20 protein-coding genes are annotated in these 23,315 nt (G+C 71.9%); 8 read left to right on the top strand and 12 right to left on the bottom strand.

All coding sequences use genetic code 11. The features are described 5' to 3' along the window. Window positions 1-96 precede the first annotated feature (96 nt). Together EJC51_RS07900 and EJC51_RS07895 are read left to right on the top strand one after the other, a co-directional pair. Complete coding sequence (locus EJC51_RS07900) at window positions 97-1,587, top strand: FUSC family protein (RefSeq protein WP_126270402.1); 1,491 nt, start codon at window positions 97-99, stop codon at window positions 1,585-1,587. 111 nt (window positions 1,588-1,698) lie between these two features. Beyond that, window positions 1,699-2,730: a lactonase family protein gene (locus EJC51_RS07895; protein WP_126270401.1), complete on the top strand. Its 1,032-nt coding sequence runs from the start codon at window positions 1,699-1,701 to the stop codon at window positions 2,728-2,730. A gap of 102 nt (window positions 2,731-2,832) precedes the next feature. Here the strand turns inward: EJC51_RS07895 and EJC51_RS07890 are convergent, their stop codons facing one another. The 4 genes from EJC51_RS07890 to EJC51_RS07875 form a co-directional block, all read right to left on the bottom strand. Beyond that, on the bottom strand, window positions 2,833-3,753 hold the full coding sequence (locus EJC51_RS07890) for a sirohydrochlorin chelatase (protein WP_126270400.1): 921 nt from the start codon (window positions 3,751-3,753) through the stop codon (window positions 2,833-2,835). A gap of 119 nt (window positions 3,754-3,872) precedes the next feature. After that, entirely contained in the window at window positions 3,873-4,832 is a 960-nt protein-coding gene (locus EJC51_RS07885; protein WP_126276865.1) for an N-acetylglucosamine kinase, read from the bottom strand. Window positions 4,833-5,038: 206 nt separating this feature from the next. After that, on the bottom strand, window positions 5,039-5,716 hold the full coding sequence (locus tag EJC51_RS07880; RefSeq protein ID WP_059198476.1) for a uracil-DNA glycosylase: 678 nt from the start codon (window positions 5,714-5,716) through the stop codon (window positions 5,039-5,041). Between the two features lie 73 nt (window positions 5,717-5,789). After that, window positions 5,790-6,875, bottom strand: a complete 1,086-nt coding sequence (locus EJC51_RS07875; RefSeq protein ID WP_126270399.1) for a WD40/YVTN/BNR-like repeat-containing protein — start codon at window positions 6,873-6,875, stop codon at window positions 5,790-5,792. A 271-nt stretch (window positions 6,876-7,146) separates the two neighbouring features. On the opposite strand from EJC51_RS07875, the gene EJC51_RS07870 reads away from it, so the two are divergent. Beyond that, window positions 7,147-7,731, top strand: coding sequence for an Rv1733c family protein (locus EJC51_RS07870; RefSeq protein WP_126270398.1), 585 nt, complete (start codon window positions 7,147-7,149; stop codon window positions 7,729-7,731). A 62-nt stretch (window positions 7,732-7,793) separates the two neighbouring features. Here the strand turns inward: EJC51_RS07870 and EJC51_RS07865 are convergent, their stop codons facing one another. Next, window positions 7,794-9,803: a HEAT repeat domain-containing protein gene (locus EJC51_RS07865; RefSeq protein WP_126270397.1), complete on the bottom strand. Its 2,010-nt coding sequence runs from the start codon at window positions 9,801-9,803 to the stop codon at window positions 7,794-7,796. 122 nt (window positions 9,804-9,925) lie between these two features. Next, on the bottom strand, window positions 9,926-11,596 hold the full coding sequence (locus EJC51_RS07860; RefSeq protein WP_126270396.1) for an acyl-CoA dehydrogenase family protein: 1,671 nt from the start codon (window positions 11,594-11,596) through the stop codon (window positions 9,926-9,928). 65 nt (window positions 11,597-11,661) lie between these two features. Between EJC51_RS07860 and EJC51_RS07855 the strand changes: the two genes are divergently transcribed. Then, a complete protein-coding gene (locus tag EJC51_RS07855; RefSeq protein ID WP_126270395.1) occupies window positions 11,662-12,396 on the top strand; it encodes a PaaX family transcriptional regulator C-terminal domain-containing protein in 735 nt (244 codons plus the stop codon). Window positions 12,397-12,483: 87 nt separating this feature from the next. Here the strand turns inward: EJC51_RS07855 and EJC51_RS07850 are convergent, their stop codons facing one another. Further along, window positions 12,484-13,287, bottom strand: a complete 804-nt coding sequence (locus tag EJC51_RS07850; RefSeq protein ID WP_126270394.1) for a pectate lyase — start codon at window positions 13,285-13,287, stop codon at window positions 12,484-12,486. Between the two features lie 249 nt (window positions 13,288-13,536). On the opposite strand from EJC51_RS07850, the gene EJC51_RS07845 reads away from it, so the two are divergent. Next, window positions 13,537-14,886, top strand: a complete 1,350-nt coding sequence (locus tag EJC51_RS07845; protein WP_126270393.1) for an extracellular catalytic domain type 1 short-chain-length polyhydroxyalkanoate depolymerase — start codon at window positions 13,537-13,539, stop codon at window positions 14,884-14,886. A gap of 302 nt (window positions 14,887-15,188) precedes the next feature. Here the strand turns inward: EJC51_RS07845 and EJC51_RS07840 are convergent, their stop codons facing one another. Next, entirely contained in the window at window positions 15,189-16,268 is a 1,080-nt protein-coding gene (locus tag EJC51_RS07840; RefSeq protein WP_126276864.1) for an NADH:flavin oxidoreductase/NADH oxidase, read from the bottom strand. 163 nt (window positions 16,269-16,431) lie between these two features. Here EJC51_RS07840 and EJC51_RS07835 point away from each other — a divergent pair, with 163 nt between their 5' ends. Next, complete coding sequence (locus EJC51_RS07835; RefSeq protein ID WP_126270392.1) at window positions 16,432-16,779, top strand: ArsR/SmtB family transcription factor; 348 nt, start codon at window positions 16,432-16,434, stop codon at window positions 16,777-16,779. Here EJC51_RS07835 and EJC51_RS07830 read toward each other — a convergent pair. Together EJC51_RS07830 and EJC51_RS07825 are read right to left on the bottom strand one after the other, a co-directional pair. Beyond that, complete coding sequence (locus tag EJC51_RS07830) at window positions 16,705-18,087, bottom strand: nucleobase:cation symporter-2 family protein (RefSeq protein WP_126270391.1); 1,383 nt, start codon at window positions 18,085-18,087, stop codon at window positions 16,705-16,707. The genes EJC51_RS07835 and EJC51_RS07830 overlap by 75 nt on opposite strands. Window positions 18,088-18,218: 131 nt before the next feature. Next, entirely contained in the window at window positions 18,219-19,562 is a 1,344-nt protein-coding gene (locus EJC51_RS07825) for an FAD-dependent oxidoreductase (protein WP_126270390.1), read from the bottom strand. Window positions 19,563-19,762: 200 nt separating this feature from the next. Here EJC51_RS07825 and EJC51_RS07820 point away from each other — a divergent pair, with 200 nt between their 5' ends. Further along, on the top strand, window positions 19,763-20,227 hold the full coding sequence (locus tag EJC51_RS07820) for a DUF6214 family protein (RefSeq protein ID WP_126270389.1): 465 nt from the start codon (window positions 19,763-19,765) through the stop codon (window positions 20,225-20,227). A 9-nt stretch (window positions 20,228-20,236) separates the two neighbouring features. Here EJC51_RS07820 and EJC51_RS07815 read toward each other — a convergent pair whose 3' ends face one another. Next, entirely contained in the window at window positions 20,237-20,875 is a 639-nt protein-coding gene (locus tag EJC51_RS07815) for a DUF305 domain-containing protein (protein ID WP_126270388.1), read from the bottom strand. A gap of 191 nt (window positions 20,876-21,066) precedes the next feature. Here EJC51_RS07815 and EJC51_RS07810 point away from each other — a divergent pair, with 191 nt between their 5' ends. Beyond that, window positions 21,067-22,569 (top strand): LVIVD repeat-containing protein, encoded by a 1,503-nt coding sequence (locus EJC51_RS07810; RefSeq protein ID WP_126276863.1) that lies wholly within the window; start codon window positions 21,067-21,069, stop codon window positions 22,567-22,569. Here EJC51_RS07810 and EJC51_RS07805 read toward each other — a convergent pair. Further along, window positions 22,557-23,246: a TetR/AcrR family transcriptional regulator gene (locus tag EJC51_RS07805; RefSeq protein WP_126270387.1), complete on the bottom strand. Its 690-nt coding sequence runs from the start codon at window positions 23,244-23,246 to the stop codon at window positions 22,557-22,559. The genes EJC51_RS07810 and EJC51_RS07805 overlap by 13 nt on opposite strands. Between the last annotated feature and the right edge of the window lie 69 nt (window positions 23,247-23,315).

Genomic DNA, 23,315 nt, shown 5'->3' with positions numbered 1-23,315 from the left:
GCTGGTGCTGCAATGAAGCCGTCGATGGCGCTGCGGACCTCCGCGGCGCCTTTTTCATGCCGGTGTACCCATTGACGACGCAGGGGGCGGGAAGCAGTGCTGAAGAGGGTGTTCGTTGCTCCGGACCCGGGCCGGGTGCGGCTGCGCTTCGCGGCGCGGGCCGTCGTCGGCATCGGGCTCGCGGTCGTGGTGTGCGGGCTCGCCGGGCACTCCCTCGTCGGCGCCGTCACCGGCGGGCTCGCCGCACTGCTCGCCCTGTTCACCGTCACCGACGCCACCGTCCGCGGCCAGGCGGTCACCACCGCGCTGCTGCCCGCCGTGGGCCTGCCCGTGCTGGCCGCCGCGGCCGAGCTGCACGCCCACCCCGTCGCCCGCGACCTCACGTTCCTCGCCGTCATCGGCGCGGGCGTGTACGCGCGACGCTGGGGCCCGCGCGGGCACAGCCTCGGCGTGTTCGCGTTCATGACCTTCTTCGTGGCGCAGTTCCTGCACGCCACGAGCGACCGGCTGCCCGAGCTCTACGCCGCCGTCCTGCTCTCCGTGGCCACCGCCGCGGCCGTGCGCTTCGGCCTGTGGTGCTACGAGCGCCGCCTGCCGCCCGCTCCGGTGCCCGCCCCGCCCGCCGGCAGCGGCCTCGCCCGGGTGACCACCCGCCAGGCCGTCCAGGCCACCGTCGGCGCGGCCTTCGCGCTCGTCGTGGGCCAGCTGCTGTCCGGCGACCGCTGGTACTGGGCCGTCGGCGCCACCTGGTGGGTCTTCGTCAACACCACCTCGCGCGGCGAGACCCTGGTGCGCGGCTTCCGCCGGGTCCTCGGCACCGTGATCGGCATCGGCCTCGGCCTGCTCGTCGCCGTCCCGCTGCACGGCGCCGGGCTCCCCACGGCCGTGCTCCTCACCGCCTGCGTCTTCGGGATCTTCTACACGGCCGCGGTGTCGTACACCTGGATGATGCTCTGCGTCACCGTGCTCGCCGAGCTGCTCTACGGCCTCCTCGGCGTCCTCACTCCGGGCCTGCTCGCGCTGCGCCTGGCGGAGACCGGCATCGGCGCGCTCGGCGCGGTCCTGGCGGTGCTGTTCGTCCTGCCGGTCACCACCCACACCACGACCGACGCCTGGATCCAGCGCGCCCTGCGCTGCGTCCACGCCTGCACCGCCGAGGCCGCCGCACGCCTCGCCGGGGCGGACGCCGACCCGGCCCCGCGCGTGGCCGAACTGGAGCAGCTGCTGGCCCGGGTACGGCTCTCCGTGGCCCCGCTCGTGCACCCGCTGAACCCGATGCTCGGCCGCAAGCGGCGCGCCCGCCGGGTCCTCACGCTCCTCGACGACTGCGCCCGCGAGATCCGCGGCCTGGTCGCCGTCGCCGCCGACCCCGAGGCGTCCCACGACGCCCGCCTGGCCGCCGCCTGCTGGCGCGTGGAGGCGGCGGTCGAGGCCCTCACGGGCGGCACGCACGGCGACCTGACGGTCACGGACCACCCGCCCGCCGAGGGCCCCGCCCTGGCCCACCTGCACGGCCTGGAACGAGCGCTCGCCGCTCTGGCGACACCTCTGCGCACACCGCCGGGTTCACCCTTGGTCGGAGCCTGAGGGACCCGGGGGCTGCACTGACGTCCGCCGCGGCGGGGCGAAACCATCGCCGCATGGTCTAGACCGCTGCTACCGTCAGCCCCAACGGTTCATGACCGAGAGGGGACAGCGGTGGCAGACGGTGGCGAGCGGCAGCGGAAGGCCTACATCGGGTCGTTCACGGCGGCCGGAGGCCCCGGCATCGTGACGGCGGCCGTCACCCCGGACACCGGCGCGCTCACGCTCCTGAGCAGCCACGACGGCCTGCCCGACCCCTCCTACCTGGCCCTGGCGCCGGACGGCGGCACGCTCTACGCGGTCAGCGAGACCGCCGAGGGCGCGGTGGCCGCCTTCCGCGTCACCGGCGACCGCCCCGAGCCCGCCGGACGCCCGGTGCCGGTCGGCGGCGGACCGACCCACCTCGGCCTGTACGACGGCCACGTCCTGACCGCCGACTACGGCTCCGGCAGCGTCACCGCCGTACCGCTCCGCCCCGACGGCACCCTCGCCGGCCCGGCCTCCGGCACCCTGCGCCACACCGGCTCGGGCCCGCACACCCGGCGCCAGCAGGCCCCGCACGCCCACCAGGTGCAGGCCGACCCGAGCGGACGCTGGGCCGTCAGCGTGGACCTCGGCACGGACTCCGTACGCGTGTGCACGCTGACCGGCGGCACGCCCGACCCGCACCGCGAGATCGCCCTGCGCCCCGGCTCGGGACCGCGCCACCTGGCCTTCCACCCGGACGGCACGTACGCCTACGTCCTCAACGAACTCGCCCCCACCCTCACCGTCTGCCGCTGGGACGCCACGGAAGGCCTGCTGAAGCCGCTGACGGAGGTCCAGGTGCTCACGGACGCCCCGGCCGGGGACGCCTACCCCTCCGGCGTCGTCGTCTCGCCCGACGGCCGTTTCGTGTGGACCGCCACCCGCGGCGAGGACGTCCTGTCCGCGTTCGCCGTCAACGGTGACGAACTGCGGCTCGTCGCCACCGTCCCGTGCGGCGGCCACTGGCCCCGGGCGATCGCCGAGTCGGACGGGTTCCTGTACGTCGCCAACGAACGCTCCGGCGACGTCACCTGGTTCGCGCTCGACCCCGAGACGGGGCTGCCGACCCGCTCCGGCGCGGTGAAGGTGCCGGCGGCGTCCTGCGTGGTCCTCGACTGAGAGGCCCAAGGCCGACGGTGCCGTACGCCGAAGGGCCCGCCTCCCGTAGTGGGAGCGGGCCCTTCGGCGGTGCTCACGTCGTGCTCGTCCCGGACGCGCGACTCAGCGCGTCGGAGCGCCCTGCGGCTGCTGCGGGGCGATGCCCAGCGCCGTCGTGTACTTCGCCAGCGCCAGCTTGCCGATCGCCGGGTACGGGCCGAGCGCCTCGGCCGCGGAGCAGCCCACCTCCTTGGCCGCCTCCTCGACCAGACCCGGGTCGATCTCCGGCCCTATCAGGTACGGCGCCAGCGCCAGCTGCTGCGAACCCGACGCCCGCAGCTGCTCGGCCACGGACGCGATCGAACCCTCCTGGTCGAGCGCGGCCGCCATCACCGGCACGGCGAGGCGCGCGGCGAGCAGCATGCCGGTGATCCCTGCCGCCTGCACGGCCTCCTCGCCGCCCACGGAGGCCAGGATGATGCCGTCCGCCGCGGTCGCCACGGTGAACAGCCGGGCGCGGTCGGCACGGGCCAGACCGGCCTCGGACAGCCGCACGTGCAGCGCCTCGGCGAGCAGCGGGTGCGGACCGAGCACATCGGTGAGGTCGGCCGCGACACGGCTGTCCATCACGGCCTGGCGGACCACCCGCAGCAGCGCGCTGTCCGGACCGGCCAGCAGCGGCACGACGACGGCGACGGGCCCCTCGGGCTCCTTGACGTCGACTCCCGCAGCCCTGGCCTGCTCGTAGCGGGCGGTGCGTTCCTCGCCGGCGTGCGCGAGCACGGACTGGAGTGTGGGGAACTCCGCGTCGTCCCCGTCGAGGTAGCCGATCCGCGCGTCGAGGCCGGGGAGCTCGGAGCGGGCGATGCTCACGACCTCCTCGGCGAGGCTGCGGGTGGCAGCGCTCGGCGTGCCCGGCACCGCGAGGACGAGCGCGGGCGCGCCCTCGGGAGCCGCCAGCGGCTCGGGACGGCGGTGCCGTCCGGGCTGGCGGGGGCGCGGCATTCGTACTGGCAGGCCGGCGGGCCCAGTGGGGGAGCTCATGGCGCCGCATGTTACTGGCTTACTGGGCTTCCCTGTTCGGGGAGGGTGCAGGTGAGCGGTATCCGTCCGGTTTTGTCTGATGAGTTACGTACGGATCGGAAGCGGGTGCCCTGTCGGGATCAGTCGCCCGTTCCGGTCATCACGTGCACCATCGACGCATCACCCGGCAGAGTGAGCACCCCTGTCGCCAGGTCCGCCGCGATCCGCACCGCCCCCCGCAACGGATCCCCGGCGGCCTCGACCCGGCGCGCGTGCGGCAGCCGTTTCGCCAACTCCTCTTCCAGCGGTACGAGGAGCGGGGCGCCCATCTTGAACAGCCCGCCGGTGACGGCCACATGCGGTTCGCCGGCGGTCGGGCAGACCGCGGCCGCCGACTCGGCGATGTGCTTCGCCGCCGTGTGCAGGATGCCGGTGGCCACCGGGTCGCCGTCGGCGCAGGCGGCGACGTGCGGGGCGAAGGAGGCGAGGACGGCGGGCCGGTCCGGGCGCGGATAGAGCAGGCCGGGCAGACCGGACAGCGGCCCGAACTCGCCCTCGGCACGGGCCAGCAGCCCGGCGGAGCCGCCCGGCCGCCCGTCGTACGCCCGCAGGGCCGCTTCCAGCCCCGCCCGGCCGATCCAGGCGCCGCTGCCGCAGTCGCCCAGCAGATGCCCCCAGCCGTCCGCCCGGCGCCAGCCGGTCAGGTCCGTGCCGACGGCGATGAGACCCGTACCGCCCGCGACCACGGCACCCGGCCGCGGCCCGAGGGCGCCCACGTAGGCGGTGACGGCATCGGCGACGAGCGCGACCGGCCCGACCCCGAACTCCCGCCGCAGGGCGCCCGGGAGTTCGGCGCGCAGGGCGTCGCCGAGCGTGGTCAGTCCGGCGGCCCCCACGACGGCCGTGCCAGGCCGGGCCACACCCGTCTCGGCGGCCAACTCGCGCACCATCGGCACCAGTTGCTCCATCAGATGCGCGGCGTCGATGCCCCGCGCACCGGTACGCACCGGCACCCGCGACTCCCGCAGCCCCAGCGCACCGCGCTCCGCCGTACCGAGGGCGACCCGCAGGCCGGAGCCGCCGGAGTCGACCGCGAGGATTCCCGTGCCGGCCGACGCCGGGACACCCCTGTTCCCACCCGGGCCGGTCGCGAGCCCCGGGCCGCCCGAGCCGGTCGCGGTCGCCGCAAGGGTGAGTCCCGGGTCGCCCGAGCCTGTCGTGGTCGCCGCAACGGTCAGTCCCCGGTTGCCCGAGTCCGTCGCGGTCGCCGCAGACGTTCGCTCCCCGTCGCCCGTGCCCGTCGCGGTCACGGCAGGCGCCAGTCCACCGGTTGTCCTCCCTGGCGGACCAGCAGGTCGTTGGCCCGGCTGAACGGACGGGAGCCGAAGAAGCCGCGGTCCGCCGACATGGGGGAGGGATGCGCCGACTCCACGGACGGCAGGTCGCCGAGGAGCGGACGCAGATTGCGGGCGTCGCGCCCCCAGAGGATCGACACGAGCGGCTTGCCGCGCGCCGCGAGCGCCCGTATCGCCTGCTCGGTGACCTCTTCCCAGCCCTTGCCCCGGTGCGCGGCCGGCTTGCGCGGGGCCGTGGTGAGCGCCCTGTTGAGCAGCAGTACGCCCTGCTGGGTCCATGGCGTCAGGTCACCGTTGGAGGGCTGCGGCAGCCCCAGGTCGGTGTTCAGCTCGCGGTAGATGTTGATCAGACTGCCGGGCAGCGGACGCACCTCCGGCGCGACCGAGAACGACAGTCCCACCGCGTGCCCGGGCGTCGGGTAGGGATCCTGACCGACGATCAGGACGCGGACGTCGTCGAAGGGCTGCTGGAAGGCCCGCAGGACGTTGGGTCCGGCCGGGAGATAGGTGCGTCCCGCGGCGATCTCCGCCCGCAGGAAGTCGCCCATCTCGGCGATCCGTCCGGCGACGGGTTCGAGGGCCTTCGCCCAGCCCGGTTCGACGATCTCATGCAAGGGTCGTGGTGCCACGGGCGTCACCCTACTGCCGTACAGGCAACGGCGATCAACCGGTGGCCAGGGCCCGGTGGTCCCCCCTCGTCGCTCATCCCACCACCGCGGCCCGCACACACAGCACGTCCGGCAGATGCGAGGCGAGCTGCTGCCAGCTGTCGCCGTCGTCGGCCGAGGCGAACACCTCGCCGTTGCGGTTGCCGAAGTACACCCCGGCCGGGTCCGCGTCGTCGGTGCACAGCGCGTCGCGCAGCACCGTGCCGTAGTGGTCGCCCTGCGGCAGACCGGCGGACAAGGGTTCCCAGCTCTTGCCCGCGTCCGTCGTACGGAACACCCGGCAGCGGTGGTCGGCGGGCACCCGGTCCGCGTCGGCGTTGATCGGGAACACGTACGCGGTGTCGCCGCGGTGCGGGTGGACGGCCATCGCGAAACCGAACGTGGATGGCAGCCCCTCGCCGATGTCGGTCCAGTGCGCGCCCGCGTCGTCGCTGCGGTAGACGCCCCAGTGGTTCTGCAGATACAGCCGGTCGGGGGTCACCGGGTCCTGGGCGACCTTGTGCACGCACTGGCCGAACTCCGGGTTGGGATCGGGCAGGAACACCGCGGAGACACCGGAGTTGGAGGGCACCCAACTCGCCCCGCCGTCAGACGTCCTGAACACCCCGGCGGTCGACACGGCGACCGTCACCGAGCGCGGGTCACGCTTGTCCGTGACGACCGTGTGCAGCCCCTCCCCGCCGCCGCCCGGAACCCATTTCGACCGGGTCGGGTGCTCCCACAGCGGGCGGACCAGCGTGAAGGTCTCGCCGCGGTCCTCCGAGCGGTAGAGCGCCGCCGGTTCGGTGCCCGCGTAGACCACGTCCGGCTCCGCGGCCGCCGGATGCAGCTGCCACACCCGCTCCAGCGAAGCGCCGGTGTCCTTCGGGAACTTGACGGCGGGCTGGGCCGGTTCGGTCCAGGTGCGGCCGAGGTCGTCGGAGTGGAACACCGACGGTCCCCAGTGTGCGCTGTCGCCTCCCGCCAGCAGTCGCGGCCGCTCGCCCCGGGTGTCGATCGCGACCGAGTACACGGCCTGCGCGTTGAAATACGGACTCTCGTCGAACTCCCAGGTCCCACCCCGCCTGCGCCCGATGAACAGGCCCTTGCGGGTCCCCACGGCGAGCAGTACCTCGGTCATGCCGATCACCTCCGCGACGTCCTTGTCTCAGATATCGGCCAGTCTGCACCCAGCCACTGACAGTCACCCCCGGAAAGGGCTCCGCCGCAGGTCAGAGCGGTGATGGTAACGCGTGTCGGCGATCTGTGCGTCGCTTTCACGAAGACCGGGCGGGACCGCGACGCCTGTGCGACGGTCGAGTCGGGGGAACTCGCCGTGAGCACCTCGGCGACGTCCCCCGTATGGAAGGGCGGCCCGGCATGTTCATGCGCACATGAGGAGGAAGCCTTCGATGGCGTTCCGTGGTTCGAAGGTGTGGTTGTGGCGTTGGCGGCGCAATCCGCTCCGGCGCCGCGCCGACAAGGTGGAGGCCTGGGTCGTGCTCGGCGCCTGGCTGCTCACCGCCCTCGCGGGAGTGTTCGCCGGCCTGGCGACGAGCCGGTCCGTCGAGGGCACCCTCGCCCGGGAGCGCGTCGAGTGGCGGCAGGTCGAGGCCCGGCTCGTGGCGAAGGCGCCCGGCACCTTCGCCGGGCAGACCGGCACCGCGAGCAGCGACCAGGTGTGGGCGAAGGTCCGCTGGGCGGCCCCCGACGGCTCCTCGCACACCGGCCAGGTCCGCGTCCGCCCCGGCAGCGCCACCGGCACCCCGGTCTCCGTCTGGACCGACGCGGAGGGCCGCCTGGTCACCCGCCCCACGACCCCGGCACAGGCCCACCTCCGCGCCGCCCTGATCGGCGCTCTCGTGGGCGCGAGCGCCGCGATCGTGCCGTTCGTCGGCGGCCGCACCCTCTGCGCCCGCCTGGAACGCCGCCGGATCGACCAATGGGACGCGGACTGGGCCCGCTTCGGACAACAACGGGGCCGGACGGCTGGTTGAGCAACCAGCGCCGCCGAAGACCAGCCGACCCACGCCCCCACACCCGCTGCACCCGTCCCCGCTCACCCCACCCCCAACACCCCCCGGCAGATCCCCAGCAACCGCTCGTCCGACAGGACCGCCATGGGGCCGAACCCCCCGGAGGGGGCCGTGTGCCGCTGTGGAGCCGCCAGCTCCGTGCGCAGCAGGTCATGCAGCGGTGCTCCCGCCGGTCCCAGGTCCGCGACGCACTCCGCGATGGGCTGACGCAGGGGCGCCGTCTCCGTCCACGTCCTGCGCAGCAGCGGAAGCACTCGCGCGGCCTCCGGCTCGCCGCCGATCCGCCACAGCGCGCACGCGACCGCGGTCCGCTGCCACTCGTGCGGCGAGTCGAGCATCCGCCGGAGCCCGTCCAGGGCGGGTGCGGCCGCCGGCCCCATGCGGCCCAGCACCTCGGGTGCGTCCCGGTGCGCGACCACGCCCCCGTCCCGTGTGGTCAGAACGGCCAGTACGGCGTCGGCGTCCCCCGCGAGCGCCCACAGCGCGTCCGCCGCCTCGACCGCGCTGTCCCCTTCCAGCAGCCCGCGCACCACGGGTATCGCCTCATGTGCCGCCGCTCCGAACCCGCGGAGCGTGCGCAGCGCCGCGTGGACGACGATCGACCGCAGCCGGTGTTCCGGGAGATCGGTCAGCAGCCGCAGCACCAGCGGCACGCTCTCCGTGTCGCCGAGCGCCCCGAGCGCCGACAGCGAAGCCGCCGCACGGTCGTGGGTGTCCGGGGCGTCCAGGGGAATGCGGGCGAGACTCTCCCGCAGGGCGGGGGCGAGGCGGCCGGCGCTCGCGCCCAGATGGCCGACGACATGCCCCAGGTCGGAAGGAGCGCCGGGGGTGTCGAGGAGTTCCGCCAGTACCGGCACCGCGCGCGGATCCCCGCTCCTGGCCAGCGCCTTGAGCGGCCCGCCCAGCGCCGGCCCGCCGTACTGCCGGTGCTGCACCCACAGGTCGGGGCGGGACATCACCAGCCGGTGGAGGTCGTCCGCGGCGGGTGCGGCCAGGTGATGGAGGTCATCCAGGACGGAAAGCGCCGCATAACGCAACTGGTCTTCCTCGGCGGCCAGTTGGGCGCCGATCAGGGCGACGGGTGTGCTGTAGTCGGCGCGCCAGTCCAGGAACAGCCCCAGGGACATCCATATCGCGTTGCACCGGACGGTCGGGTCCGCGCTGGTCAACTGCCCGTTCAGCAGGGCGATCCGGTCGGCCACCCGCCCGTCGAGCGCGGTGTGCAGGGTGCGCAGCAGCTGGGAGCCCTCCTCGTCCGAAGGGCGCAGCCGCCGCAGTCGGCCGACCAGCGTGTTGGTGTCCGGGCGATCGGGTTCGCACGACGGGCGGGCGCGTTGCTCGGACCGCTGCCGGAGCAGGCCGAGGACCGTGGGCACCAGGTCGGCCGGGAGCCGGTCGGGGGCGCAGCCCGCCAACTGCCCCAGCGCGGCCAGCCGTTGACCGGGGCCGTAGGGCGCCATGCCCAGGGTGGCGAGGAGATCCACGGCCTCGGTCGCGTGCCCGCGGTGCCGGCGGGCCAGCAGGCCCAGGCTCTCGGTGAGCGCGATCAGGACCCGGTCGTCCCGCTCCACGGTGATCCGCTCGCGGAGCAGACCGAGCACCCGCCCCGGCTCGTCGAGGAACCGCACCACGGCGTTCGCGGCGGTCCGGCGCACCCCCGGGTCCGGGTCCCCGGTGAGCCCGGCGAAGACCTCGGCGCCGGCCCGGACCGCCACGCGGGCCATGGCACGGGCCTCGTCCCCGTCCTCGGGCGTCTCCCCGTCGCCGCCGATGCTGACGAGGAGTTCCACGATCCCGCCCCGGTCCCGCACCTCCTCGCGCGCGGCGAGCGCGAACAGATACGGAACGCAGGCGAGCGTCGAGTCGTACACGTCTCCCTGGTGGTGCACGGCGCCGTACATCCCGTCGAGCGCGATCTCCCGCTCGGCCGGGTCCGCGGAGGCCAGCCCCCGCAGCAGTCCGGGCACGTCCTCCGCACTGCCGTACGCATGCCGCATCGAAGCCCAGTCGACCTCGTCGATCCCCGTGAACACGCTGCCCTCCCCAGGCGTAGTGCCAAGTGATCCCGAGTCTGCACCACGGCACTGACAACGCAGCGGAATCACGGGGTGACGGTCTGTCGGCCATGCCGACATCGGCCAAGGGCAGTGCCTCCTCAGCCGGTGCCCGGCAACGCCCGCCCCAGGATGGCCCCCACGTCCGCCGAATCCGGCAATGTCCCGAAGGCGTGCCCCCAGTCGCCGCCGAGCCGGGTCGCGCAGAACGCGTCGGCGATCGCGGGCGGGGCGTGCCGGACCAGGAGGGAGGCCTGGAGCGTGAGCGCCATGTGCTCGACCAGGCGCCGCGCCCCGGCCTCAGAGCCGTCGCGCAACAGGCCCTTCAGACGGTTCACCGCGGCGTCCAGCCGGGCGTCCGCCCCCTGCGCCAGGGCCAGTTCACCGAACAGTGCCTCGGCGGTCCCCGGCTCCCGCGTCAACGCCCGCAGCACGTCGAGGGCGTTGACGTTCCCCGAGCCCTCCCAGATCGACAGCAGGGGAGCCTCGCGGTAGTGGCGGGGCATGCCGGAGTCCTCGACGTAGCCGTTGCCGCCGAGGCACTCCAGGGCCTCCGCGGTGAAGGCCGGACCCCGCTTGGTGACCCAGTACTTGCCGGCCGCGGTGGCGATCCGCCGGAACGCCTGCTCACCGGCGTCCCCGCGCACCGCCCGGTCGGCCGCACCCGCCAGCCGCAGGGTCAGGGTCGTGGCCGCCTCCGACTCCAGGGCGAGATCGGCGAGCACGTTGCGCATCAGCGGCTGGTCGACCAGCCGGGCCCCGAACGCGCTGCGGTGCCGGGCGTGGTGCCCCGCCTCGACGAGCGTCTTGCGCATCAGCGTGGCCGACATCATCACGCAGTCGAGGCGGGTGCAGTTGACCATGTCGATGATGGTCTTCACCCCCCGCCCCGCGGGTCCGACCAGCCACGCCACGGTCCCGTCGAACTCCGGCTCGGAGGAGGCGTTCGACCGGTTGCCGAGCTTGTCCTTCAGCCGCTGGATGCGGAAGGTGTTGCGGCTGCCGTCGGGCAGGACGCGCGGCACCAGGAAACAGGACAGCCCGCCTTTGTCCCCGCTGGGCGCTGCCTGCGCCAGCACCAGGAACACGTCGCACATCGGCGCCGACGTGAACCACTTGTGCCCGCGCAGGGTGTACACGCCCGGCTCCGAGGTCGGCGCGGCCACCGTCGTGTTCGTCCGGACGTCGGAACCGCCCTGTTTCTCGGTCATCCCCATGCCCGCCAGCAGCCCGCGCTTCTCGGTGGGCACCCGCAGTCCCGGCTCGTACTCCCGGCCGGTCAGCAGTGGTTCGTAGGCCTTCGCGAGGTCCGGCTGGTGGCGCAGCGCGGGGACGGCGGCGTACGTCATCGAAGTCGGACAGCCGTGCCCGGCGTCGGTGTGCCCCCACGCCAATCCGCCCGCCGTGCGCGCCACATGGGCGCCGGACCGGTCGTCGGCCCAGGGGGCGCCGGCCAGTCCCTCGGCGACCGCGGTCCGCATCAGGTGGTGCCAGCTCGGATGGAACTCGACCTCGTCGACGCGATGCCCGTACCGGTCGTGCGTCCGCAGTTCCGGCTCGTGACGGTTGGCGAGATCGGCCCACTCCTGCGCCTCCGCGCTGCCCGCGACCCGGCCGATCCGCCGTACGTCCTCCTCGGCCCAGCCGGCGCCCTCCCGGCGCAGCCCCTCCAGCAGGGCCGCGTCCTCCGCCGCGTCGTACGGGGCCAGGGGAGGGGGCTGATTGGTGACGTCGTGCGTCGCGCTGCCCTCGTGCGCCAGTGAGAAGACCATGGGACGAGTGTTGCACTACCGCTACGGCTGTAGCAATGCTGTAATACGCAATACAGTACGTGACCATGCGGACGAACCAGGCTGAGCAGCCCGACCAGCTCGAACTGCGTCCCCTGTCCGCGCGCTCGGTGGTCCTGAGCCTGCTGCTGGGCGCGCATCCGCCCGAGCTGCCGGTGAAGGAGCTGGTCCGCCGGGTGGAGCCCTTCGGTGTCGGCGGCTCCACCGCGCGGGCCGCGCTCAGCCGCATGGTCGCGGCCGGCGACCTGCGCCGCACCGACACCGTCCACCGCCTGAGCGACCGGCTCCTGGAGCGTCAACGGCGCCAGGACGACGCCGTGCATCCCCGCACGCGCGCGTGGGACGGCGACTGGGAGATGTTCGTGATCACGGCGACGGGCCGTGGCCCCGCCGAACGGGCCGATCTGCGCACCAGGCTGGCCGCGCTGCGGCTGGCCGAGCTCCGGGAGGGCGTCTGGCTGCGCCCCGCCAATGTGAGCCGCCCGTGGCCGGACGACCTCGCCCAGGTGGGGGAGCGGTGCGCGGCCCGGCCCGACCGCCCCGCGGCCGAACTGGCGGCGGCCCTCTGGCCGTTGGACGCCTGGGCGGCGAAGGGCCGGGCCCTGCTCGCCCACACCGCGCGCGTGGACGGCCCCGCCGACCGCTTCACCGCCTTCGCGGCGGTCGTCCGCCATCTGCTCGCGGACCCGGTCCTGCCCGCCGAGCTCCTGCCCGCCGACTGGCCGGGAACCGCTCTGCGCACCGCGTACGCCGATTACCGGCGCGAACTCGGGACCCGGTGAGCCGCGCATGATGCGGCGGCCGTACGAAGCGCCGTGCGGGGACGCTTCGGACGGCCGCCTTCACCGTGGGGGCACGGGCTGACGTGACTACTTGTACGTGATGTCCGAGGACGCGTACTTGCAGTAAGTCCCGTCAGGACCCGAACCGTTGGTGGTCGGCTCCTTGCCCGTGTTGTTGCCGATGTACTTCTGGCAGGGGATGATCTTCTTGCTGGAGTCCCCGACGATGGTGATGCCCCGCAGGGTCGCGCTGTCGCCGTAGTTGGTGTTGATGCCGACGAGCTTGCTGCCCTTGTAGGTCGCCTCGACGGTGTTGAGGTTGATCGTCCGCTTGTACTGCGTCGAGCAGTTGCCGCACGAGCGGACGAACGTACCGAAGTTCTTGACCGCGAAGTTGGAGACGTTGAGCGTCCCGGCGCCGTTGAACTGGAACACCTTGTCGCTGGCTTCCTTCGCGCCGCCACCGGAGATGGTGTAGACGTTCGACGACGAGGAGCCCTTGAACGTCGCCGCGTCCTCGCCGACGTCCTCCCACCAGACGTTCTGCAGCGTGCAGCTGCCCTCGCAGTGGATGCCGTCCGCCGCGGGCGCGCCGATGATGACGTTCTTGAGGACGGTGCCGGCGGCCAGCTTCAGGATCGGGCCCTGGTCCTCGTCCTGGTTGTCGCTGCCGAGGTCCCCGGTGCCGTAGAGGCGCTGCATCCCGTAGTCCTTGGTGCCGGACAGCGAGATGGTGGAGCCGACCGCCTTGCTGCTGGTGGGGGTGGGCCAGGTGGCGGCGCTCGCCGTCGGCGTGTTGATTGCCATGATCATGCCAACCGAAAGACCGAGTGCTGCCGCGGCGCCGGTCAGGGCGCGCCGGTGTGTGCGGGGAGGTGGCGAAGAAGTCATGTCCCGATTCCTTCTGTGCGGGGCGTTGGTCGTAGATCACGTACATGAATGATGTGTGTGATGGCGAACAAGGCGCGCGTATTCATGCGGCTCTCCCGAGGGGAGTCGCGCCCGTTCGGTCACCCTGCTGAACGGAACGTAGAGGGTAAGCGCTTTCTGGTCAACGCCTCGCGCGGAACGTTTCTGTGGCGTGGGAGCGCTTCCATCGCGGCCATGTGCATGCCACCATGCCTGGTGCTCCCCTCAGCGATGCCCCCACGAGCCGTCATCACGAAGGGACCCGACGTGTCCGCCACTGCCGGCACCATCGCGAGGAGACCGCTGCGCGCGGTCCTTGTCGCGCTCCACGGAATGCTGGTGGCGTTGCTCGCCGCCGCGCTCCTCACCGCACCCCCGGCCGCCGCCGGGGAGGCCGCCCCGACCGCGACCCTCACCGAGGTCACCAACTTCGGCACGAACCCCAGCAACCTTCAGATGTACCTGTACGTCCCCCAGACCGTCACCGCGCATCCGGCAATCCTGGTGGCCGTCCACTACTGCACCGGCTCGGGCCCGGCGATGTACTCCGGCACCGAGTACGCCTCGCTCGCCGACAAGTACGGCTTCATCGTCGTGTACCCGTCCGTCACCCGCTCCAGCAAGTGCTTCGACGTCTCCTCACCGCAGGCCCTCAGGCGCGGCGGCGGCAGCGACCCGGTCGGCATCAAGTCGATGGTCGACTGGACGGTCGGCCACTACGACGCCGACACCAGCCGCGTCTTCGCCACCGGCATCTCCTCCGGCGCGATGATGACCAACGTCCTGCTCGGCGACTACCCGGACGTCTTCGCCGCCGGCGCCGCCTTCGCCGGCGTGCCGTTCGGCTGCTTCGCCACCAGCGACGGCTCCGAGTGGAACAGCGCCTGCGCGCAGGGCACGATCACCCACACCGCGCAGCAGTGGGGCGACATCGCCCGCGCCGCCTACCCCGGCTACACGGGCCCTCGCCCGCGGATGCAGCTGTGGCACGGCACCGCGGACGACACGCTGCGCTATCCCAACTTCGGGGAGGAGATCAAGCAGTGGACGAACGTGCAGGGGGTGAGCCAGACCCCCGCCGCCACCGACTCGCCCCAGTCCGGCTGGACCCGCACCCGCTACGGCGGCACCGGTGACCGGGCCCAGGTGGAGGCGATCAGCCTTCAGGGCGTCGGCCACAACGTGTACGCCTCGGGGATGGGCGCCCGCGTGCTCACCTTCTTCGGCCTCGACAGCGGCGGCAGCACGCCTCCGCCCCCGGCCGGCGCCTGCAAGGTGACCGTGACCACCAACGCCTGGAGCAGCGGCCTGACCGCGTCCGTGACGATCACCAACACCGGCACGAGCACGGTCAACGGTTGGCAGCTCGCCTTCACGCTGCCCGGCGGGCAGACGATCACCAGCGGCTGGAACGCGACGTACGCGCCGAGTTCCGGCGCGGTGACCGCGACGAACGCCTCGTACAACGCGACGCTCGCCCCGGGCGCGAGCGTCGGCATCGGCTACCAGGCGACCCACACCGGGAACAGCGCGGCACCGGGCGCCTTCAGTCTCAACGGCAAGGCCTGCACGGTCGGTTGACGTACTCCGGCCGCAGGTGCCGTCAGTACGGCAGCAGTCGTCCCGACGGTGTCCTGCGGTCGATCGTCTCGTCCCGGCGGGGAACGGGCCTGCGGATGACACGGATACGGGTCTGGCCCTTCATGACGCCCTCCTCATGCCTGATACCAACAGCCTCGCTGTCGCGGGCGCCCGGCACATCGTGCCTGGGAAGGCATTACCCCTGACCTGGGGGGAGCAACCGCCGGGGCCGCCCTACTTCTTCGGGAGGACCGGGACGTACTCCCCAGGTCCCGGTCCTCCCGAAGCCGCGGGCCGCCGGCTCAGACCGACCGGTGGTACTGGTCCGGCACGTGCACTTCCCCGCCCAGCTCACGAGCGGCCTGCCGCGCCCAGGACGGGTTGCGCAGCAGCTCACGGCCCAGCAGCACGGCGTCCGCCTCGCCGTTGACCAGGATCTTCTCGGCCTGCTCGGGCTCGGTGATCAGGCCGACCGCGGCGACCGGCAGCGTGGTCTCGGCCTTGACGCGGGCCGCGAACGGCACCTGGTAGCCGGGGCCGATCGGCATCCGCACGCCGGAGGCGTTGCCGCCGGTGGAGACGTCGAGAAGGTCGATGCCGTGGGCCTTGAGATCGGCGGCGAACCGGACGGTGTCGTCCGGCGTCCACCCGCCCTCCTCCAGCCAGTCCGTCGCCGAGATCCGGAAGAACAGCGGCTTGTCCTGCGGCCACACCTCCCGTACGGCGTCGACGACTTCGAGCGCGAAGCGGGTGCGGTTCTCGTACGAGCCGCCGTAGGCGTCGGTGCGGTGGTTGGAGTGCGGGGAGAGGAAGTTGCCGATCAAGTAGCCGTGGGCGCCATGAATTTCGGCGATCTCGAAGCCGGCGGCGAGGGCGCGCCGGGCGGCATCCGCGAACTGGCCGACGATCTCCTGGATCTGAGCGGGCGTCAGCTCGGTCGGCACCGGGTGCTTGTCGTCGAACGCCACCGGGCTCGGCCCGAGCGGCTGCCAGCCGTGGCCCTCCGGACCGACCGGCGCGCCACCCTTCCAGGGCCGCTCGGTCGACGCCTTGCGGCCGGCGTGGGCGAGCTGGATGCCCGGGACCGTGCCCTGGCCCACCAGGAAGCGAGTGATCCGGCGGAAGGCCTCGACCTGGGTGTCGTTCCAGATCCCGAGGTCGTACGGCGAGATCCGGCCCTCGGGGCTCACGGCCGTGGCCTCGACGATGACCAGGCCCGTGCCGCCGGCCGCGCGCGCCCCGTAGTGGGCGAAGTGCCAGTCGTTGGGCGCCCCGATGTCCGGGCCCTCGGGTACCGCGGAGTACTGGCACATCGGCGGCATCCACACCCGGTTGGGGATCGTCAGGTCGCGCAGGGTGTAGGGCTCGAAGAGTGCGCTCACGGCGGGCTCCAATTCGTCACGGGACCAGCGGTCGACTCGTACGATAGGCATCGTAGTACGGTGGATGTCAAACTACGAAGGGTTTCGTACAATGGTCACGCCGAAGACTTCCTCAAGACTTCCCGAAGCCTTGCCGAAGGCTTCTCTGAGAGGTGGAGCCGCCGTGACCTCGCCCGCTGCCAGCAGCCGTGACCTGCCGCATCCGGCCCGCGACGAGATCCGGCTGGAGCCGATCCTGCACGCGCTCTCCGACCCGATGCGTCTCGCGATCGTGCGAGAGCTCGCCACCGTCTGTGGCGAGCTCACGTGTTCGCAGTTCGAGCTGCCCGTCACCAAGTCCACCACCACCCACCACTTCCGGGTGCTGCGCGAGGCGGGGGTGATCCGGCAGATCTACCGGGGCACGGCCAAGATGAACGGCCTGCGCAAGGACGACCTAGACGACCTCTTCCCGGGACTTCTGGACGCCCTGCTCGGCGCCGCCGACCGCCAGGCCGTCCGCCTCGGCTGAACCCGCCCTCGAGGGAAGGTGGTTGAAGAGCAGGTTCAGCACGATCGCCGTCAGACAGCCCGCGCTGATACCGCTGTTCATCACCGTCTGGAACCAGTCCGGGAACTTCTCGTAGACCGTGGGCACGCCGACCGGCAGCATGCCCATCGCCACCGAGACGGCCACCACCGTCAGGTTGTTGTTGCCCTTGAAATCGACGGTCGCGAGGGTCCTGAGGCCGCTGGCCGCCACCGTCCCGAACATCACCAGCCCCGCACCGCCGAGCACTGGCGCCGGTATCGCCGCGACCACGGCGCCCAGCTTGGGCAGCAGGCCGAGCAGCACGAGGATGCCGCCCGCCGCGGCGACCACCCAGCGGCTGCGGACGCGGGTCATGCCGACCAGGCCGACGTTCTGCGCGTAGGCCGTGTACGGGAAGGTGTTGAAGACGCCGCCGAGGACGGTCGACAGGCCGTCGGCGCGCAGACCGTCCGCCAGTGCGCGCGGCTCGACCCTGCGGTCCGTCATCTCGCCGACCGCGATCAGGTCACCGGTCGTCTCCGTCATCGTCACCAGCGCCACCACCAGCATCGACGCGATCGCCGAGGCCTCGAAGGTGGGCGCCCCGAAGTGGAACGGCGTGCTGATCCCGAGCCAGTCGGCGTCACCGACGCCGTCGAAGTCCGTGAACCCGAACGGCACGGCCACGGCGAGGCCCACCACGATGCCGATCAGCACCGCGATCCGGCTGAGGAAGGCGGGCGCGAACCGCTGCACACCCAGCACCACGAGGAGTACGAACAGGGCCAGACCCAGGTTCTTCGGCTCCCCGAAGTCCGCCGAACCGACCCCGCCCGCCGCCCAGTTGCCCGCGACCGGCAGCAGCGACAGGCCGATGATCAGGATCACGGTGCCGGTGACGAGCGGCGGGAAGAAGCGCAGGAGTCGGCCGAAGACCGGCGCGAGCAGCATGATCGCGAGACCCGCGACGATGACGGAACCGTAGATCGCGGGGAGGCCGCCGCCGGTCGTGCCGATGAGCACCATGGGGGAGACGGCGGCGAACGTGCAGCCCTGCATGATCGGCAGGCGTACGCCGAAGCGCCAGAAGCCGATGCACTGGATGAGGGTCGCGATACCGCACACCAGGAGGTCGGCGGTGATCAGATAGGCCAGATCCGCGGGCGACAGTTTCATCGCGCTGCCGACGATCAGGGGGACGGCGACGGCGCCCGCGTACATCGCGAGGACGTGTTGGAGGCCGAAGGCGAGGAGGTGGCGCGCCGGTGGGACTTCGTCGACAGGGTGCACGGGTGCGGTTTGCGTCATGGCCGAGAACCGTAGGCTCCTTGAACAGATTGTTGATTTCGGGGGTGTTGCGGATTCGTTGCTCAGTGCGGGTTGAGTGTGGTTGCTCGCGCCCACGCGGCGGAGCCGCATATTGATACAGCCCCACGCCCCTAAGAGCCTTGGCCGCGGGCGGCGGTCATGAGGGACTGCCAATCGGGGAGTTTCACAACCGTCCGGCCCAGCGACGCCCCCAACTCCGCCTCTGCCCGCTCGATCGACTGCCAGCCCGGCCACTCCACCGGCTCCGCCCCCTCGGCCCGCAACGCCTCCAGCGGATCCCCCCGCCTCTCCTCGCGTACGAGGATGTCGGCGTCCTCCAGCAGCGACGTCACCGTCTCCTTCGCGCACGGACGGTTCGTGCCGATGACTCCCGTGGGGCCCCGCTTGATCCAGCCGGCCACGTACTCACCCGGCGCCACCACGCCCTCGCGCAGGACGCGGCCGGCGAGATGGGGGACCGTGCCGTTCTGCTCGTCGAACGGCAGGCCCTCCAGGGGGACCCCGCGGTAGCCCACCGAGCGCAGCACCAACTGGGCCTCGATCTCCTCGTACTGGCCTGTTCCGGTGACGCCGCCGTGGCCGTCCGGTGCCGTTCGTTCGAAGCGCACCGCGGCCACCCGCCCCGCCTCGGCGAGGAGTTCGACGGGGCGAAGGAAGAACCGGAGGTGGATGCGGCGCGGAGTCTCGGTCGGCGGGGACTCGGCCCAGCCCCGCAGCACCTCCACGTTGCGGCGCTGGGCGGCGGGCAGGTCCGCTGGGTCCAGGTAGGCCGGGTCGAGGGCCAACTCATCGCGGCCGACCTCTACTTGCGTGTCCGGGAGTCCGGCCAGCTCGCGCAGCTCCTTGGTGGTGAAGCGGGCCTGGGAGGGGCCGCGGCGGCCGACCATGTGGACGTCCGTCACCCGGCTCGCCGTCAGTGCGGTGAGGGCCGGCTGGGGCATGTCCGTGGGGCTCAGTTCGGCGGCGCCGCGGGCCAGCATCCGGGTCACGTCGACGGCGACGTTCCCCACGCCGATCACGACCGCCGAGCGGGCCGCGCGGACGAAACCGTCGTCGACGGCGTCCGGATGGGCGCTGTACCAGGACACGAACTGGGTCGCCGAGAAGCTGCCCGGGAGGTCCTCGCCGGGGATGCCGAGGTGCCGGTCGGTCGCCGCGCCCACGCAGTACACGACGGCGTGGTACAGCTCCCGCAGCCGGGCGGTCGGCACTCCGGCGGTGCCGATCCTGACGCCGCCGAGGAAGCGGACCCGCTCGTGCTCCAGGACCGTGCGCAGGTTGTTCTGGAGGGACTTGATCTTCTCGTGGTCGGGGGCCACGCCGTAGCGGACGAGTCCGTACGGGCACGGCAGACGGTCCAGGACGTCCACGTACACGGCGGGGTCCAGCTGGACGAGGCTCTGGGCGGTGTAGCACCCGCTCGGCCCGGAGCCGACGACGGCGACACGAAGCACGGCGGTACTCCTTACCCGTGGGGATCAGAGCAGATCGCTGATGTCTCCAGCATCGCACCGCGGCTGCTGCGCTGACAGGGTGCTGTAGGCAGCCGAGGACGCGTGTCCGTTGGTATGGAAAGTGATCATGCGGTTACGTTGCGTGTGTGCTAGAAGCATCGTTTCTTAATCTTTCTGATCGTTGTCCGACGGACGGTGCCGTGTCCGTCTGGCCCGCGTGGGAAGTGCAGGAGGGTGAGGGCGCCACCTCGTGGTTCCATGTCCGGCTGGCGTTCACCGACGGCGCCCGGGTCGATCTGCTGGCCGTGGTGGCGGACGGCTGCGCCTCCCTGGAGGACGTGCGCGCCCAGCCGGCGCTCTCCCTCGACGACCTCGCGGTCCTCGCCGACTGGATCGAGGGCCCGCTCTTCGAGGCGTGCGGCCTCGGACCGGTGGCGGAGGAGGAGGGGGAGCCGGGCGTCGCGCGGCGGGCCCGGCCCGCGTGGCCGCGGGGTGTCGAGGGGCGGTGGCTCGTCGCGCAGGAGTACCGGGCGGCCCAGGAGGAGGGCGTCGACCCGGTGCTCGCGGTGATGTGCGCGACCGGGCACAGCCGCCGCAAGTCGCTCAGGATGATCGCGCAGGCGCGTGACGCGGGCTATCTGACGCCACGTCACGCGCGCCGCTGAGCAAGCCCGTCACAGCATGTCCCGCATCCGGGAGATCTCGCTCGTCTGCTGGGCGACCACGTCGTCGGCCATCTCCTCGATACGGATGTTGTTGCCCTGCCCCTTCACGTCCGTGGCCATGGTGAGCGCCCCTTCGTGATGCGTGATCATCAGGGTGAGGAAGAGCTGGTCGAAGGCCTTCCCCTTGGCCGCCTTCAGCTTCTTCAGCTGCGCCTCGGTGGCCATGCCCGGCATCGAGGCGTGGTCGTGCGCCCCGCCCTTCGGGTCCTTGCCGTACGACGTCAGCCAGCTCTCCATGGCCTCGATCTCCGGCCCCTGGGCCGCCGCGATGCGCTCGGCGAGCTTCTTTACCTTGGTGGATTCGGCGTGATCCGGGGCGAGTTCGGTCATCTCCAGGGCCTGGGTGTGGTGCACGATCATCATCCGCGCGTACGAGACGTCCGCCGAGTTGGGGGAGTCGTCCTCGGCGCGCTGGTCGGCGGCCTCCTCGGCGGACAGGGTGCGGTTCGCCTCGCCGGGCTCGCCGGGTGCGAGCACCGAAGGGCCGGTCGCCGCCGCCGACTTGGCATCCGAGTCGGAGTCGCAGGCCCCGAGGCCGAGCAGCACCAGAACGGTCACCGTGGCGAGGGACGCGCGGCGGATGAGCACAACGGCCTCCTGTGACAGGTGGGTTGGGTGGCACCTTGTGAGTGCCGTGACTGTCCTAGCACGCTTCCGCGGATTATCGAGCAGAAAACTTCATTGCGATTCTGTTGCCCCCTGTTGGTGTGTGCATGGTCAAGACCATACTTCGGTGGTGTGTGAACCGTTCCGAGGCGAACGGCACCAGGGAGGAAGCAGTGATCCTGAAAGATCCCCGAACCCGACACAGACGCCTGGGAGTTGTCGCCGCCGCGACCGGACTCCTCGCGGCCCTGCTGACAGCCGTCCCGGCCGCGGCCACGCCCGATCCCGGGGACGGCACGGCGGCTTCCGGCAAGGAGGTGTCGCAGAGCACCGAGGCGCAGGTGCGGTCGGCGATAGCCGACGGCGAGATACCCGGCCAGGACGAGGTCGTCCACTCCGACAACATCGAGCACCTGACCAACATCCCCAAGGACGCGCTGGCCGGCACCAATTCGGACCTCGCCTTCCAGGGCAGGTACGCCTTCGCCGGCAACTACGACGGGTTCCGCATCTTCGACATCAGCAACCCGAAGGCACCCAAGACGGTCGCCCAGGTGCTGTGCCCCGGCTCGCAGAACGACATCTCCGTCTCCGGCAACCTGCTGTTCCTGTCGACCGACTCCTCGCGCAGCGACAGCAGTTGCAACAGCACCACGCAGCCGGTGACCGAGAAGTCCTCCTGGGAGGGCATGAAGGTCTTCGACATCAGCGACAAGACCAACCCCAAGTACGTCGCCGCCGTCGAGACCGCCTGCGGCTCGCACACCCACACGCTGGTGCCCGAGCGCAAGAACGTCTACATCTACGTCTCCTCGTACTCGCCGAACGCCGCCTACCCCGACTGCCAGCCCCCGCACGACGGCATCTCGGTCATCAAGGTGCCGCGCAACGCCCCCGAGAAGGCGGCGGTCGTGGGCTTCCCGGTGCTGTTCCCGGGTGAGGGCCCGGACGGCGGCGGCAACCCGGGCTCGCCCACCAACCCGGGTGTCTCCAAGACCACCGGCTGCCACGACATCACGGTGCTGCCCTCGAAGGACCTCGCCGCGGGGGCGTGCATGGGTGACGGCATCCTGTTCTCCATCGCCGACCCGGAGCACCCGAAGGTCATCGACCAGGTGCAGGACAACGTGAACTTCGCGTTCTGGCACTCGGCGACCTTCAACCAGAAGGCCAACAAGGTCGTCTTCACCGACGAGTTGGGCGGCGGCGGTGCCGCCACCTGCAACGCGACGGTCGGCCCGAACCGGGGTGCCGACGGTATCTACGACATCGTCGGCAAGGGCGACAAGCGCAAGCTCGTCTTCCGCAGCTACTTCAAGATCCCGCGCCACCAGGCCGACACCGAGAACTGTGTGGCCCACAACGGCTCGCTGATCCCGGTCAAGGGCAAGGACATCATGGTCCAGGCCTGGTACCAGGGCGGTGTCTCCGTCTGGGAGTTCACCGACTCCTCGAAGCCCAAGGAGATCGGCTACTTCGAGCGTGGCCCGCTGACCACCGACACGCTCAGGGTCGGCGGTTCCTGGTCGGCGTACTACTACAACGGCTACATCTACTCGAACGACATCGCCAAGGGCTTCGACGTCCTGAAGCTGAGCGACCGACGGACCGACCCCGCCAAGTGGGTCCGGCTGAAGGAGCTCAACACCCAGACGCAGCCCGACTACTTCGACTGACCCTCAGGGTCGCACTCCGGTGCGGCCCCGGTCGCGAAGAACCGCGACAGATCCGTGTCGCCCGTCCCGCCGGACGCCGCCTCGGTGTCCGGCGGGACTCCCAACTCCCAGTCCAGCCGGTAGCGTTTGAACAGTTCGGCGCGCAGTACCGGCAGCGGCATCGGCACGCCCGGCACCAGCGCGGCGTAGACCGAGCCCATCAACAGGGCCCGCAGCATGGGGTAGTCGGCGTCGGGATCCTGCGAGCCGTTGCGTGCGACGGTGTCCCGCAGCAGCTCGGCCAGGCGCCGCTGTTCCGGACACGGCAGGAACCCCTCGGCCTGGAGCAGCCCCGCCATGTGCTGACGCATCAGCACCGGACGGTCCCGGGCCAGGCCCAGGATCGCGTCGATGGCCCGTGCCAGCCGCTCTCGGCCGTCCTCGGTGCGCGGCTCCCGCTCCAGCGCCTCCTCCAGCGTGCGGTTCATCAGCCGGTGCACGGCGGACTGCACCAGCTGGCGCTTGCCGGGGAAGTAGTACGACACCAGTCCCCGCGCGGAGCCGGCCCGGTCCGCGATGTCGCCGAGTGTCGTCGCCTCGTACCCGTGCTCGCTGACCACCTCGACCGCCGCCTGCAGCAGCCGCTCGCGGGATCGCCGCCGCAATTCTTCATTGACCGACGCGCTGCGCGGGGACATGCTGTAACTCCTGCGTTGACTGGTTGCCAGCCAACTATACTCAACGCGTTCGGATCGGCCGCTGAAACG

The organism is Streptomyces aquilus, from assembly GCF_003955715.1.
Lineage (GTDB): Bacteria > Actinomycetota > Actinomycetes > Streptomycetales > Streptomycetaceae > Streptomyces > Streptomyces aquilus.
This window is presented reverse-complemented; position numbering and strand designations above follow the sequence as displayed.